This is a genomic window from Geodermatophilus sp. SYSU D00779 (assembly GCF_054050595.1).
In genome coordinates this window covers 34,485-48,191 of sequence record NZ_JBJGZQ010000003.1, presented here as the reverse complement: position 1 = coordinate 48,191, position 13,707 = coordinate 34,485, and the positions used below count along the sequence as shown (strand labels likewise).

Here is a 13,707-nt window from a genome sequence, read left to right as displayed (position 1 = left end):
GCCGCACCGGGCGACTCCCCGCTCCGTGTCCCGGGAAGGACTACCCGGCTGGGGACACGCCGAACGCCCGGTCCGGAGGGTCCGCCGTCCGGCGGCCGGGACCGGCACGCTGGAGCGACAGGCTGCTCACCGGGTGCAGCAGGAGGGCAGGACCATGCGGACGGCGGACGACGAGGGCGCGGCGCTGTGGCCCGACCGGTACCTCACCGGGGGCCGGCTGGTCGTCGTCCGCTCGTCCCGGCGGGTGCCGTCGTCGCGGTGGGCGCAGCTGCGCGCGGCCGCCGTCCGGCTGGACCGGGCCGCCCGCGCCCGGCTGGGACTGCCGTCCCCCGCTCCTGAGCCGCCGTCCCCGGCACCCGAGGCGGCCTTCGCGGCGTGGGACACCACCGAGGCGCGCGTCGCCGCGGCCGCCGGGCGGGCGTGGGCGGAGACGGTGCGCGAGCCGTCCTGGTCCTCCCCGCTGCTCGCGGCGAGCCGCTTCGACGGCCAGGCCGAGGTCGACCGCATCGTCGACCTCGCGCTGCGCATCCGGTCGGCCCGCGTCTCCCTCGGGGTGCGCCCGGCCGGGACGGCGGCGGAGTACTGGGACCGCCAGTCCGCCGCGCTGGAGGCCGCCGCGCTCCGGCTCGGGCACCGCGCCGACGCACTGATCCGCTACCGCGACCAGGCCGCGCTGCTCTCGGCCGAGCTGCGCCAGCTGGCCGACCTGGAGCGGCTGGAGCGCAGCGCGGCGGAGGTCGACGGGATCACCGCCGCGACGTCGGCGCTGCCCGACCGGGGGGACGGCGACCTGCGCGCGGTGGCCGACGAGATCGCCGCGGTCCGCAGCGCGGTGACCGAGCTGGTCGAGCTCATGACCCGCACCCGCGCGCCGCTGGCCGAGCCGCCGGACCGAGGAGCGGGGTCGATGCGCTCGCCCGAGCCCACGAGCTGATCGGCACGAGCCACGGGGGCCGGCTGGGTGCTGACCGCGGCGACAGCTCATCACCACGGACCCTGCGCGCTCGTGGTCCCCTCGGCCTGCGGGAACGGGCCGTGGACGCGCAGTCGTCCACGCGACGCAGCCACCACGCCGGGCGAGGTGCGCTCGTGGCGCCTTCCCGGGCCAGGACGTGCCGCAACCGCACACCACCGGGCCGTCCGCGTGCATGGCCCGGCGGCGAGCGCGGGTAGAGCGACTCCATGGCGCCTCCCATCAGCGACGCGGTCGTCGTCGACGTCCTCCGCCGGGTCCACCGGCTGACGACGCCGCTGGTCCGCCGGCTCGGCCGCCCACCGGAGCTGCCGCAGGCCGAGCGGGAGCAGTGGTGGGCCGACCGGGTCTCGCGCGTCGCGGCCGGCGTCAGCGCCGTCCCCCGCCTCGCCGGCAAGCTCGCCGACCTGCTGCCGCTGCAGAACACGGTCGGCTCCGCGGTCCAGGCGCTGGTGGTCGGCGGGGTGGCCGCCGAGCACGGCGTCGAGGACGACGCCGAGCGGGTGGCGCTGCTGGCTCACGTGCTGCTCGACCGCGACCTGCCCGCCGAGCGGGTGCGGCCGCTGCTGGAACGGGCCCCCGGCGCCTACGCCGACGACGTCCTCGGGGACAGGGAGGACCGCAGCGCCGTCCGCACCCTGTGGCGGGTGGCCCGGCTGCTCGGCCGCATCGACGACACCCTCGACGCCCGCCCCAAGGGCAAGCTGCGGCACCGTGCCCTGGCGAACCTGCCGGTGGTCGGCACGCTCGGCGGATACGCGGCCGAGCGGGAGGGCCTGCGCCGGGCGGCGGCCGAGACGGCGGCGCTGCTGGCCGACCGCGCCACCCGGGCCGCCGCGGCGGACCCGGCTCAGTGAGGAGCGGGGACCGCCACCAGGTTGGCGTGGACCTCACGGGTCGCCGTCGACCGGTTCATGGTGATGAAGTGGATGCCCGGGACGCCCTCGTCGAGCAGCGTCTGGCACAGCCCGGTGGCGACCTCGACGCCGTAGGCCCGCACCGCGGCCCTGGCCTCGGGGGTGTCCCCGTCCAGCTCGGCGAAGCGGGCGGCCAGGTGCTCCGGGAACGCCTGGCCGGACAGCTGGACGATGCGGGTGATCTGCCGGGCGTTGGTCACCGGCATGACCCCGGCGATGATCGGCACCTCGCAGCCGGCGGCGGCCACCCGGTCGCGCATCCGCAGGTAGTCCTCCGGGCGGAAGAACATCTGGGTGATCGCGAAGTCGGCGCCGGCCCGGCACTTGCGCACGAACATCTCGACGTCGGTCTCGAAGTCCGGCGAGCGCGGGTGCCGCTCCGGGAAGGCGGCCACGCCGACGGAGAAGTCACCCATGGAGCGGATCAGCTCGACCAGCTCGGCGGCGTAGGTCAGCCCCTCCGGATGGGCCACCCACTCCGCCTGCGGGTCGGCGCCCGGCGGGTCCCCGCGCAGCGCCAGCAGGTTCCGCACGCCCGCCGCGGCCAGCCGGCTGACCACGTGCCGGAGCTCGGCGACGCTGTGGTCGACGGCGGTCAGGTGGGCCAGCGGGGTCATCGTCGTCTCGGTGGCGATGCGCTCGGTGACCGAGACGGTGCCCTCGCGGGTCGACCCGCCGGCGCCGTAGGTGACCGACACGAACGACGGCTGCAGCCGCTCGAGCTCGCGCAGCGCCGTCCACAGCTGGGTGGCGCCCTCGGGGCTCTTGGGCGGGAAGAACTCGAAGGACCACGTCGGCCGGCTCTCGGCGAGCAGCTCGCGCACGGTCCGCGTCATGGACAGCGAGGATACGGACCCGCCGGGGTCCGGCCCGCCCTGCATCCGTCCGGCACGCCCCCGGAGAAGGTCCTCCGGCACCGCCGCCCCACCGGCCCCAGGAGGCAGACCCCGTGGCCCTGACCGACTCCGCCCGGATCCCGGCCGCGCCTGATCGGATGGCGCGCGATACTCGGTCCGTGATCGCCGGGGCGCAGCAGCGCGAGACACCCGTCCTCCCCCCGGCTCCCCCGCCGGCCGCTGCCGAGATCGACCGCGTGCGCGCGGCGGTCTGGGACGCCCTCTCGGACTTCCTCGAGGTGCAGCGGGAGACCCTCGCGGCGATGGACCCGTCGCTCGTCCCGGTGATCGACGAGGTCTGCGCCCTGGCCGACGGCGGCAAGCGGCTGCGCCCGCTGTTCGCCTACTGGGGCTGGCGCGGCGTCAGCGGCGAGGGGCCCCGGGAGTCCGACGCGGCGGTGCTGCGGGCGGTGGCCGCGCTGGAGTTCGTGCACGCCAGCGCGCTGGTGCACGACGACGTGATGGACGGCGCGCTGACCCGCCGCGGCCGCCCGGCCACCCACGTCGGCTTCGCCTCCCGGCACGGGGACGACGCGCTGGCCGGGGACGGCGACGCCTTCGGCGTGGGCGCGGCGATCCTCGTCGGCGACCTCGCGCTGGTGTGGTCCGACGAGCTGCTGCGCTGCTCGGGCATCTCCCCCACCGCGCTCTCCCGGGCCCGCCGGGTCTGGGACACCATGCGCACCGAGGTGACCGCCGGGCAGTACCTGGACCTGCTGCGCGCCGCCGGCGGCCTGCCCGGTGTGCAGGGCGCGCTCACCGTGGCCCGCTACAAGAGCGCCGGCTACACCGTGCAACGGCCGCTGCAGCTGGGCGCCGCCATCGCCGGTGCCGGTGAGCGCGCCGCCGAGGTCTACACCGCGATCGGCCTGCCGCTGGGTGAGGCGTTCCAGCTGCGCGACGACGTCCTCGGGGTGTTCGGCGACCCGTCGGTCACCGGCAAGTCCGCCGACGACGACCTGCGCGAGGGCAAGCAGACGCTGCTGGTGGCGCTGGCCGAGGAGGCCGCGGACGACGAGGGACGGCGGCTGCTCACCGAGGCGCTGGGGAACCCCGGTGCCGGCCCGGCCGAGTTCGACGCGCTGCGGGCGCTCTTCGAGTCCACCGGCGCCCGCGCGCAGGTCGAGCAGCGGATCGCCGAGCGCACCGCGCTCGCCCGCACCGCCATCGCCGAGGCCCCGCTGGCCGACGACGCCCGGGCCGCTCTCGACGCGCTCGCCGTCGCCGCGACCACCCGCACCGCCTGATGGTCCGCACCGTCCCCGGGCGCACCGACCGCGTCGTCGTCGTGGGCGCCGGCCTCGCCGGGCTGTCGGCGGCCCTGCGGCTGCGCGGCGCCGGCCGGGAGGTCACCGTCGTCGAGCGCGCCTCCGGCCCCGGCGGGCGCGCCGGGCGGATCGAGGAGCGCGGCTACGCCCTCGACACCGGCCCGTCGGTGTTCACCGCCCCGGAGCTGGTCGCCGACACCCTCGCCGCGGTCGGCGAGAAGCTCGAGGACCGGCTGCAGATGGTCCCCCTGCGGACCACCTACCGGGCACGGTTCGCCGACGGCTCGCACCTGGACGTGCACGCCGACGTCGACGCGTTCGCCGCCGAGGTCGAGGCGCTGTGCGGGCCCGCGGAGGCGGCCGCGCTGCGGCGGTACCTGGCCGACCTGGCCGAGCTCTACCGGCTGCAGCTGACCACCTTCATCGACCGCAACCTCGACACCCCGCTGGACCTGCTCGGCCCCGAGCTGGTGCAGCTGGCGCGGCGCGGCGGCTTCGGCCGGCTGTCCCGGCACGTCGAGCGGCACTTCACCGACGACCGGCTGCGCCGGCTGTTCAGCTTCCAGGCCCTCTACGCCGGGGTCTCGCCGTACCGCGCGATCGCCGCCTACGCGGTCATCGCGCAGCTCGACATCGGCGCCGGCGTCTGGCACCCCGTCGGCGGGATCGCCGCCGTCCCCCGCGCGATGGCCGCCGCGGCCGCCGACGCCGGCGTGACCCTGCGCCACGACACCGAGGTGCGGGAGCTGGAGGTCAGCGGGTCGCGGGTCACCGGCGTGCTGCTGGGCGACGGCGAGCGGCTGCCCGCGGACGCCGTCGTCGTCACCGTCGACCGGCCGGAGACGCTGGTGCCCGGCTTCCGACGGCTGCGGCGGCCGGTGTACTCGCCGTCCTGCGTGGCCGTGCACGTCGGCGTCCGCAGCGAGCTCCCCGGTCAGGCGCACCACACGATCAGCTTCGGCGCCGCGTGGCGCGAGGTCTTCGCCGAGCTGACCCGCGACGGCCGCCCGATGACCGACCCGAGCCTGCTGGTCAGCATGCCGTCGCGCACCGACCGCAGCCTCGCCCCCGAGGGCGGCCAGGTGCTGAGCATCGTCGCGCCCACCCCGAACCTGGACCCGCACAGCGGCGGCAACCCCGACCTGGACTGGACGACGCTGGGGCCCCGCTACCGCGACGAGGTGCTGGGCGTGCTGGAGGAGCGCGGCTGGAGCGGGCTGACCGGCGCGATCGAGGTCGAGCACGTCGACACCCCGCTGACCTGGGCGGCGCAGGGCATGGCCGCGGGGACGCCGTTCGCCCTGGCGCACACCTTCGGCCAGACCGGCCCGTTCCGGACGCCGACGCTGCCCCGGCGCGGCCCGGAGAACGTCGTCCTCGCCGGCTCGTCGGTGCAGCCCGGCGTCGGCGTGCCCATGGTCGTCATCAGCGGCCGGCTGGCCGCGGAGAGGATCACCGGACGGGTCCGGCCATCCCCGCGGGAACGGCCGGACCCGGGGACGGGGAACCGATGACCCTCACCGACCCGCCGCGCACGCAGGCCGAGCGGCAGGCCCTCCTCGACGCCGCCTACCGGCACTGCGCGGCGATCAACGCCGAGCACGGCAAGAGCTACCACCTGGCCACCCGGCTGCTCACCCCGGACCGGCGCCCGGCGATCCACGCGCTCTACGCCGCCGCCCGCACCGCGGACGACCTCGTCGACCACCCCGGCGCCGACCCGGCCGGCGACCTCGCCGAGTGGTCCCGCGCGGTGCTGGCCGAGCTGGAGGCCGGCTGGTCCGACGACCCGGTGCGCCTCGCCCTGGTGCACACCTACCGCCGGTACGACATCGCCGTCGAGCACCTGGTCGACTTCCTCGCCGCGATGACCAGCGACCTCGACGTCACCGGGTACGCCGACATGGACGCCCTCGACCGCTACATGTGGGGCTCGGCGTCGGTCATCGGCCTGCAGGTGCTGCCCGTGCTCGGCACCGCGAGCGGCGTGGCCCGCGAGGAGGCCGCCCCGCACGCCATCGCGCTGGGCGAGGCCTTCCAGCTGACCAACTTCCTGCGCGACGTCGCCGAGGACGTCGACCGGGGCCGGGTCTACCTGCCCGCCGACCTCATGGCCGCGCACGGCGTCACCCGCGAGCAGCTCGCCGAGAAGCGGTACGACGCCCACTTCCGGGAGCTGATGCGGGAGATGGTCGCCATCGTGCGCCGCCGCTACGACGACGCCGCCCCGGGGACGCCGATGCTCGCGCCGGAGTCCCGCGACTGCGTGCGCGCCGCCACCGACCTCTACGGCGGCATCCTCACCGAGATCGAGCGGGCCGACTACCGGGTGCTCGACCGCCGGGTGCGGGTGTCCAAGCCACGGCGTCTGGCGGTGTTCGCCCGCCGGTTGACCGCCGCCCAACTGGCCAGGGTCAGGGTCACCATGGCGAAGCCGAACAGCAGGTCCTCGACCGGCGCGTAGGCGATCCGCGGACCCCAGATGGTGTCCGGGTCGTAGGTGACGACGTCCAGCCCGGTCAGCACGCCGTTCATCAGCAGCTGGAACGTGATGATGATCGCGTAGGCCACCCAGAACACCGGCCGGGTGACCATCCGGGTGCGGTAGACGGCCAGGTCCACCACCAGGACGGCGACCACCGCGGTGACGGCGAGCGCGCTGTAGCTCACCGGCCGGTCCCGGCTTCCTCGGCCGGGTAGCCGGCGTCCCAGCCGGTGACCTTGCGCACCGCCTCCAGCGCCAGCACCGAGCACAGCGGGACGACGAGGAAGAACAGCACCTCCTCGACCGGGATGCCGCCGGGCAGCCGGACGCCGAGGGTCAGCCGGTCGGAGTAGTCCCAGTGGCCCTGCGCGATCGCGTACAGCACCCAGACCACGAAGACGGCGAACTCCGGTGCGACCGCGACCAGCAGCCGCCGCCAGCGGGCGTACACCCGCACCCGCAGCAGGAGCTCGAGCGGCGCGGTGACGACCAGGCAGCCGGCCAGCAGCGCGAGGTAGGTCAGCTGCCCCATCCGTCGGCGCTCAGAACGCCAGGGCCTGGGCGCGCCGGGTGACCTCGGTGTGCCGGTCGCTGCGCAGCGCCTCCACGGGCGTGCCCGGCAGGGTCTCGTCGGCGCGGAACAGCCACTCGAAGACCTCCGCGTCGCTGAACCCGCCGTCCTTGAGCACGGTGATCAGGCCGGGCAGGTGCTTGAGGACGGCGCCGTCCTGGAGGAAGTCGGCCGGGATCCGGCTGTTGCCGCTGCCGGGGACGGCCATGAGCTTGTGCTCGCGCAACAGCTGGCGGACCCGGTTCGGCGAGACCCCCAGTACACCGGCGACCTCAGCGGGGGTGAGCGTCTCCATGGCGTCCGAGCCTATGACCCCCCGCGGCCCGCCGTGCCCAGGACGCCGATCCGCCGTCCAGCTGCCCCGATACGATGGGGCGGGGCCGTGACTGGCGCTGCTGAGGTGGACCACCACCGGGGAGCGGCCCGCACCACCCCGCCGGGCGCCTGGGCACCCACCCGTCGTCCCCTCGCGCTGGAGCCCTCCATGACCGACGTCACCACGACCGACGCCACCCCCTCCTCTGACGCCGCCATGCCGCACGCCGACGTCGCCTCCGCCGCCTACCGCAGCGCGCTGCAGGTCATCGGGGCGGTCGAGCCCCGGGTGGCCGAGGCCATCGGCGCGGAGCTCGCCGACCAGCGGGCCTCGCTGAAGCTGATCGCCAGTGAGAACTACGCCAGCCCCGCGGTGCTGCTCACCATGGGCAACTGGCTGTCGGACAAGTACGCCGAGGGCACCGTCGGGCACCGCTTCTACGCCGGCTGCCAGAACGTCGACACCGTCGAGGCGCTGGCCGCCGAGCACGCCCGCGAGCTGTTCGGCGCGCCGCACGCCTACGTGCAGCCGCACTCGGGCATCGACGCCAACCTGGTCGCCTTCTGGGCGGTGCTGGCCTCCCGCGTCGAGTCCCCGGCCCTGGAGAAGGCCGGCGTCCGGCACGTCAACGAGCTGACCGACGCCGACTGGTCGGCGCTGCGCCACCAGCTCGGCGACCAGCGGATGCTCGGCATGTCCCTCGACGCCGGTGGCCACCTCACCCACGGCTTCCGCCCGAACATCAGCGGCAAGATGTTCGAGCAGTCCTCCTACGGCACCGACCCCGAGACCGGGCTGCTGGACTACGACGCCGTCCGCGAGCGGGCCCGCGAGTTCCGGCCGCTGATCCTCATGGCCGGCTACTCCGCCTACCCGCGCCGGGTGGACTTCGCCCGGATGCGCGAGATCGCCGACGAGGTGGGCGCCACGCTCGTCGTCGACATGGCCCACTTCGCCGGCCTGGTCGCCGGGAAGGTGTTCACCGGCGACTTCGACCCGGTGCCGCACGCCCACGTCGTCACGACGACGACGCACAAGTCCCTGCGCGGCCCGCGCGGCGGCATGGTCCTGGCCCAGCCCGAGTACGCCGAGGCCGTCGACCGCGGCTGCCCGATGGTGCTCGGCGGTCCGCTGCCGCACGTCATGGCCGCCAAGGCCGTCGCCTTCGCCGAGGCCCGCCAGCCGGCCTTCGCCGGGTACGCGCAGCGCATCGTCGACAACGCCGTCTCCCTCGCCGAGGGGCTGACCCGCCGCGGCGCGCGGCTGGTCACCGGCGGCACCGACAACCACCTGGTGCTCGTCGACGTCTCCGGCTTCGGCCTCACCGGTCGCCAGGCGGAGTCCGCGCTGCTGGACGCCGGCATCGTGACCAACCGCAACGCCGTCCCCGCCGACCCGAACGGCGCCTGGTACACCTCCGGCATCCGGCTGGGCACCCCGGCGCTGACCACCCGCGGCTTCGGGGCGGACGAGTTCGACCGCACCGCCGAGCTGATCGTCGACGTCCTGTCGAACACGACCGCGACCGCCACCCGAGACGGGTCGCCGTCCAAGGCGAGGTACGCGACCGCCGACGGCCTGGCCGACCGGACCCGCGCCGCGGCGGCCGAGCTGCTGGACCGCCACCCGCTCTACCCCGGCCTGGAGCTCTGAGGGAAGGGACCGGCCGCGGGTTCCGCCGAGCGGGGGGCGGAGACTCCCCCGAGGCGGGACCGGTGGAGCTCCACGCCCCCGGACGCGGCACGTGGCCGCGGTGACGTCCGGAGGACGTCGGTGTGGGTGTGACGGGTGAACCCGTCACACCGGCCGGCGCTCCGCGTGTACGGGCGGCGCAGCGCCGACCCGCTCCTACACTCGGCCGGGTGGACACCGCCGTGACCGACCCCGTGGTCGGCCTCGTCCTCGAGGGGAGGTACCTGCTCGAGGAGCGCCTCGCCCGAGGCGGCATGTCCACCGTCTACGCCGCCACCGACCTCCGGCTGCACCGCACCGTCGCGGTCAAGGTCATGGCCGAGCACCTGGCGCACGACCCGACGTTCGTCGACCGGTTCACCCGCGAGGCGCGGGCCGCGGCGATGCTCAGCCACCCCAACGTCGTGTCGGTCAGCGACCAGGGCAGCGACCAGGGCCTGGTGTTCCTGGTGATGGAGCTGGTCCGCGGCCGCACGCTGCGCGACCTGCTGCAGGCCCGCGGCCGGCTCACCGTCGCCGAGGCCTTCGCCGTCCTGGAGCCGGTGCTCTCCGGGCTCACCGCCGCCCACCGCGCCGGGATCGTGCACCGCGACATCAAGCCCGAGAACGTGCTCATCGGCGCCGACGGCGTGGTGAAGGTCGCCGACTTCGGCCTGGCCCGCGCGCTCACCGGCACCGGGCAGACCAGCCACACCGGCGGCGTGCTCATCGGCACCGTCGCCTACCTCTCCCCCGAGCAGCTCGAGCGCGGCAAGGCCGACGCCCGCAGCGACGTCTACGCCGCCGGTGTCGTGCTCTACGAGATGCTCACCGGCCACCCTCCCTACGGGGGCGACACCCCGCTGGCCGTGGCCTACCAGCACGTGCACCACGACATGCCCCGCCCGTCGGAGGAGGTGCCGGGCCTGCCGTGGGAGGTCGACGAGCTGGTCGCGCGCACCACCCGCCGCGAACCGGCCATCCGCCCGCTGGACGCCGGCGCGTTCCTCGCCGACATCGAGGACGTGCGCACCGACCTGGCCATCGAGCGCGTCCCCGTCCCCACCGGGCGCGGCCCCGCCACCGCCGACACCCTGCGGCCGACCAACCGGCCCAGCCGCCCGACCCGGCACACCGGCGACCCGGCCGCTCCGCGCACCGAGGTGCTCGGCCCCGGTGGGACCCGGCCCGGGCGCGCCAGCGGCCGGACCTCGATGCTGCCCGGCACGGGCACCGACCCGGGTGCACGGCGGCCCGCGCCCCAGCGCGCCCGCCCCGGCGTGCCGCCGCACATCCGCCGCCGCCGCGCCCGGCTCGCCGTCGCCCTCGTGCTGCTCACCGCGATCACCATCGGCGCGGTCGGCTGGTGGCTGGGGTCCGGTCGGTGGACGACGGTGCCGCAGCTGGCCGGCAAGGAGCAGGCCGCGGCGATCGACCTGCTGCAGGAGGCCGGGCTGACCCCCGACTGCTGCGAGGAGCAGTTCAGCGAGGACGTCGCCGACGGCGTGGTCATCTCCGCCGAGCCCGAGGGTGGCGAGGCCATCCGGGGCACCGACGTCCGGCTGGTGGTCTCCAAGGGCCCGGAGCGGTTCGAGGCGCCTCCGGACCTGGTCGGCCAGCCGCTGGACGCGGTCCGCACCGCGCTCGAGAACGTCCCGGTGGTCGTCCAAGAGGTGCAGGACTACGACAACGAGGTGCCGGTCGGCCACGTGACCGGCTTCGACCCGGAGGCCGGCACCGAGCTCAAGCGCGATCAGGAGCTGGTGGTCTACGTCAGCCGCGGGCACGAGCCGGTGACCGTGCCGGCCGTCGTCGGGCTCTCACCCGACGAGGCGACGGCCAACCTGGAGACGCTCGGGTTCACCGTGGAGCGCACCGAGGGCCGCAGTGCCGACGTCGACCCCGGCGAGGTCATGGCGGTCACCCCGGCCAGCGGCCAGCAGGCGCCCTACCGGAGCACGGTCACCCTGCAGGTGTCCGCCGGGCTGCCCCAGGTGCAGGTGCCCGACGTGGTCGGCCGCAGCCAGCAGGAGGCGACCGCGCTGCTGCAGCAGGCCGGCCTGCAGGTTCAGGTCAGCCAGTTCTTCGGCGACCGGGTGATCCGGCAGAGCCCGACCGCCGGGCAGACGGTCGACATCGGCACCCAGGTGACGATCCTGGTGACGTTCGAACGGGACTGAGGACGCTGCGTACTGCTGCAGGTGTGCCGCCCATCGGGGCGCACGTCCAGATCAGGAGCGGGCTGGCCAAGGGCGGTCTGGCCTACACCGACGCCGTCGGCGCGCGGGCCGTGCAGGTCTTCGTCGGCAACCCGCGGGGCTGGAAGCTGACCGCGGGCGACCCGCGCCAGGACGCGCTGTTCACCGCGGGCTGCGCCGAGCGCGGGGTGCCCTCCTTCATCCACACGCCCTTCCTGGTCAACGTCGGCTCCCCCACCGAGGCGACCGTCGAGCAGTCGATCGCGACCATCGCGCACAACCTCGCGCGGGGCGCCCAGCTCGGCTGCCAGGGCGTCGTCGTCCACGCCGGGTCCGCCGTCGGTGAGGACCGCTACGAGGACGCGCTGCGCCAGCTGCACGAGCGGCTGCTGCCCGTGCTCGAGGCCGCGCCGGACGACGGTCCGCGGCTGCTCGTCGAGCCGACGGCCGGTGGCGGCAGGTCGCTGGCCGCCACCGTCGAGGACCTCGGCCCGTACTTCGCCGCGCTCGAGCACCACCCGCTGCTCGGCGTCTGCTTCGACACCTGCCACGCCTGGGCGGCCGGTCACGAGCTGACCACGCCCGGCGGCACGGCCGCGACCCTGGACGCGCTCGAGGCCGCCGTCGGCCCCGGCCGGCTGGGCCTGGTGCACGCCAACGACTCGCTCGACGAGTGCGGCTCCAAGCGGGACCGGCACACCACCATCGGCGCCGGCTCGATCGGGGTGGCGCCGTTCGCGGAGCTGCTGGCCCACCCCTCGATGGCCGGCGTCCCGGTCGTCGTGGAGACGCCCAGCGAGCGGGACGGCGTGGCCTCGGCCGGGCACGCGGCCGACATCGCGCTGCTGTGCTCGCTGCGCGACGGCACCGCGGCGGTCGAGGCCCCCGCGGCCTGACATAGGACCTCCCTGCCCCCCCCGCCACTCGGTTGAGGACCCAGCCCTCGCAGGCTCGGGGCGGTGCCCCGGACGGGGCCGACGGGCCCTGCAGGGAGGCCGTTCCGGTACGTCACCAGGCCCGGCGTGTCGGCGTGTCCCGGCGACACGCTGACGTGACGGTGCGGATCCGGATCCTGACTTGCGGTGACGGCGCTCGCCACGTTGGCTGCTCCTCACCGCGGTCGCCCGCCGCGGTGAAGCCGTCCGAGGAGCCGTCCCTTGCCCACCCGTCGCACCCTGGCCGTCGGCGTCGTCGCCGCCCTCGCGACGGCCGGCCTCGGCGCGACCGCCGCCCCGGCCGCCGCCGCGCCGTCCGACGGTCCGCGGGCCACCTACGTCGTCACCGTCGACCGCTCGGCGCTGCCCGTGCAGGCGGCCGAGCGTGCCCGCGGCCTCGGCGGGCAGGTCGACCACGTCTACTCCACGGCACTGACCGGCTTCGCCGTCACGCTCCCGGAGGCCGCCGCGAGCCGGCTGTCGGCCATCCCCGGGGTCGTCGCCGTCGAGCGCGACCAGACGGTCACCACCGACGAGTCCCAGCCCGGCGCGACGTGGGGTCTGGACCGCACCGACCAGCGCGACCTGCCCCTCGACACCACCTACGGCTACGCCACGACCGGCGCGGGGGTCACCGCCTACGTCATCGACACCGGCATCGCCGCCGGCCACACCGAGTTCACCGGCCGCGTGGGCGTCGGCTTCGACGCGGTCGACGGCGGCGCGCCCGACGACTGCAACGGCCACGGCACGCACGTCGCGGGCACCGTCGGCGGGACGACGTACGGCATCGCGAAGGGCGTGCGGCTGGTCGGCGTCCGCGTGCTCGGCTGCGACGGCAGCGGCACCACCGCCGGCGTGGTCGCCGGCATCGACTGGGTCACGGCCGACCACCAGGCCGGCGCACCCGCGGTCGCCAACATGAGCCTCGGCGGCGGGGCCAGCACCGCCATCGACACCGCGGTGCGCACCTCCATCGCCGACGGGGTGAGCTACGCGGTGGCGGCGGGCAACGGCAACTCCGCCGGCGTGGCCCAGGACGCCTGCGCCTCCTCCCCCGCGCGGGTGCCGGACGCGCTCACCGTCGGCGCGACCGACCGCACCGACCAGGCGGCGTCGTTCAGCAACCACGGCTCCTGCGTCGACCTGTTCGCTCCCGGCGTCGGCATCACCAGCGCCTGGTACACGGGCAGCAGCGCGACCAACACGATCAGCGGGACGTCGATGGCCACGCCGCACGTCGCGGGCGTCGCCGCCCTCGTGCTGTCCACCACGCCGTCCGCGCCGCCGGCCACGGTCGCCGCGACGGTCACCGCCGCCGCGACTCCCGGCCACGTCGTCCTGTCGAGCACGGCCACCCGGGCCGGGACCCCGAACCGGCTGCTGTTCAGCTCCTACTGATCCGCCCGGCGGCGGTGTGCGCGGAGCGGTCCTCCACCGTGGAGTGGTGCATCAGCGCACACCGTCGCGGCGCAGC

The 13,707-nt window shown here is 75.7% G+C and carries 12 protein-coding genes, 1 pseudogene and 1 riboswitch; of the genes and pseudogenes, 9 read left to right on the top strand and 4 right to left on the bottom strand.

The genetic code is table 11. The features are described from left to right. The first annotated feature begins 154 nt into the window (after window positions 1–154). Both ACI79G_RS02765 and ACI79G_RS02760 read left to right on the top strand, forming a co-directional pair. Window positions 155–934: a hypothetical protein gene (locus ACI79G_RS02765; protein WP_456879501.1), complete on the top strand. Its 780-nt coding sequence runs from the start codon at window positions 155–157 to the stop codon at window positions 932–934. A gap of 248 nt (window positions 935–1,182) precedes the next feature. After that, a complete protein-coding gene (locus ACI79G_RS02760; RefSeq protein WP_456879499.1) occupies window positions 1,183–1,830 on the top strand; it encodes a hypothetical protein in 648 nt (215 codons plus the stop codon). Here the strand turns inward: ACI79G_RS02760 and metF are convergent. Then, window positions 1,824–2,726, bottom strand: a complete 903-nt coding sequence (gene metF, locus ACI79G_RS02755) for a methylenetetrahydrofolate reductase [NAD(P)H] (protein ID WP_456879497.1) — start codon at window positions 2,724–2,726, stop codon at window positions 1,824–1,826. The genes ACI79G_RS02760 and metF overlap by 7 nt on opposite strands. A 179-nt stretch (window positions 2,727–2,905) precedes the next feature. Here metF and ACI79G_RS02750 point away from each other — a divergent pair, with 179 nt between their 5' ends. The 3 genes from ACI79G_RS02750 to ACI79G_RS02740 are packed head-to-tail and all read left to right on the top strand — an operon-like array spanning window position 2,906 to window position 6,518. Further along, window positions 2,906–4,033, top strand: a complete 1,128-nt coding sequence (locus ACI79G_RS02750) for a polyprenyl synthetase family protein (RefSeq protein WP_456879495.1) — start codon at window positions 2,906–2,908, stop codon at window positions 4,031–4,033. Beyond that, the gene (gene crtI, locus ACI79G_RS02745) at window positions 4,033–5,568 is read left to right on the top strand and encodes a phytoene desaturase family protein (protein WP_456879493.1); all 1,536 of its coding nucleotides are present in this window, start codon (window positions 4,033–4,035) and stop codon (window positions 5,566–5,568) included. The genes ACI79G_RS02750 and crtI overlap by 1 nt, the downstream gene beginning before the upstream one ends. Beyond that, window positions 5,565–6,518: a phytoene/squalene synthase family protein gene (locus ACI79G_RS02740; protein WP_456879491.1), complete on the top strand. Its 954-nt coding sequence runs from the start codon at window positions 5,565–5,567 to the stop codon at window positions 6,516–6,518. The genes crtI and ACI79G_RS02740 overlap by 4 nt, the downstream gene beginning before the upstream one ends. On the opposite strand, the pseudogene ACI79G_RS02735 reads toward ACI79G_RS02740, so the two are convergent. From ACI79G_RS02735 to ACI79G_RS02725, 3 genes and pseudogenes are all read right to left on the bottom strand, one after another. Continuing rightward, window positions 6,515–6,676: pseudogene (locus ACI79G_RS02735) on the bottom strand (lycopene cyclase domain-containing protein); the annotation flags it as partial. The gene ACI79G_RS02740 and the pseudogene ACI79G_RS02735 sit on opposite strands and share 4 nt — an antisense overlap. A 44-nt stretch (window positions 6,677–6,720) precedes the next feature. After that, window positions 6,721–7,071 carry a lycopene cyclase domain-containing protein gene (locus ACI79G_RS02730; RefSeq protein ID WP_091219403.1) on the bottom strand — a complete coding sequence of 117 codons (351 nt, stop codon included), beginning with the start codon at window positions 7,069–7,071 and terminating at the stop codon, window positions 6,721–6,723. Between the two features lie 10 nt (window positions 7,072–7,081). Beyond that, entirely contained in the window at window positions 7,082–7,405 is a 324-nt protein-coding gene (locus tag ACI79G_RS02725) for an Rv2175c family DNA-binding protein (RefSeq protein WP_456879488.1), read from the bottom strand. A gap of 77 nt (window positions 7,406–7,482) precedes the next feature. Further along, window positions 7,483–7,567: riboswitch (ZMP/ZTP riboswitch) on the top strand. Between the two features lie 27 nt (window positions 7,568–7,594). Here ACI79G_RS02725 and ACI79G_RS02720 point away from each other — a divergent pair. The 4 genes from ACI79G_RS02720 to ACI79G_RS02705 all read left to right on the top strand — a co-directional run bounded on the left by ACI79G_RS02720 (window position 7,595) and on the right by ACI79G_RS02705 (window position 13,631). Further along, complete coding sequence (locus ACI79G_RS02720; RefSeq protein ID WP_456879486.1) at window positions 7,595–9,079, top strand: glycine hydroxymethyltransferase; 1,485 nt, start codon at window positions 7,595–7,597, stop codon at window positions 9,077–9,079. Window positions 9,080–9,288: 209 nt separating this feature from the next. Beyond that, entirely contained in the window at window positions 9,289–11,277 is a 1,989-nt protein-coding gene (gene pknB, locus ACI79G_RS02715) for a Stk1 family PASTA domain-containing Ser/Thr kinase (protein WP_456879484.1), read from the top strand. Window positions 11,278–11,300: 23 nt separating this feature from the next. Next, entirely contained in the window at window positions 11,301–12,191 is an 891-nt protein-coding gene (locus tag ACI79G_RS02710; RefSeq protein ID WP_456879481.1) for a deoxyribonuclease IV, read from the top strand. Between the two features lie 261 nt (window positions 12,192–12,452). After that, entirely contained in the window at window positions 12,453–13,631 is a 1,179-nt protein-coding gene (locus ACI79G_RS02705; protein ID WP_456879480.1) for a S8 family peptidase, read from the top strand. Window positions 13,632–13,707 lie beyond the last annotated feature (76 nt).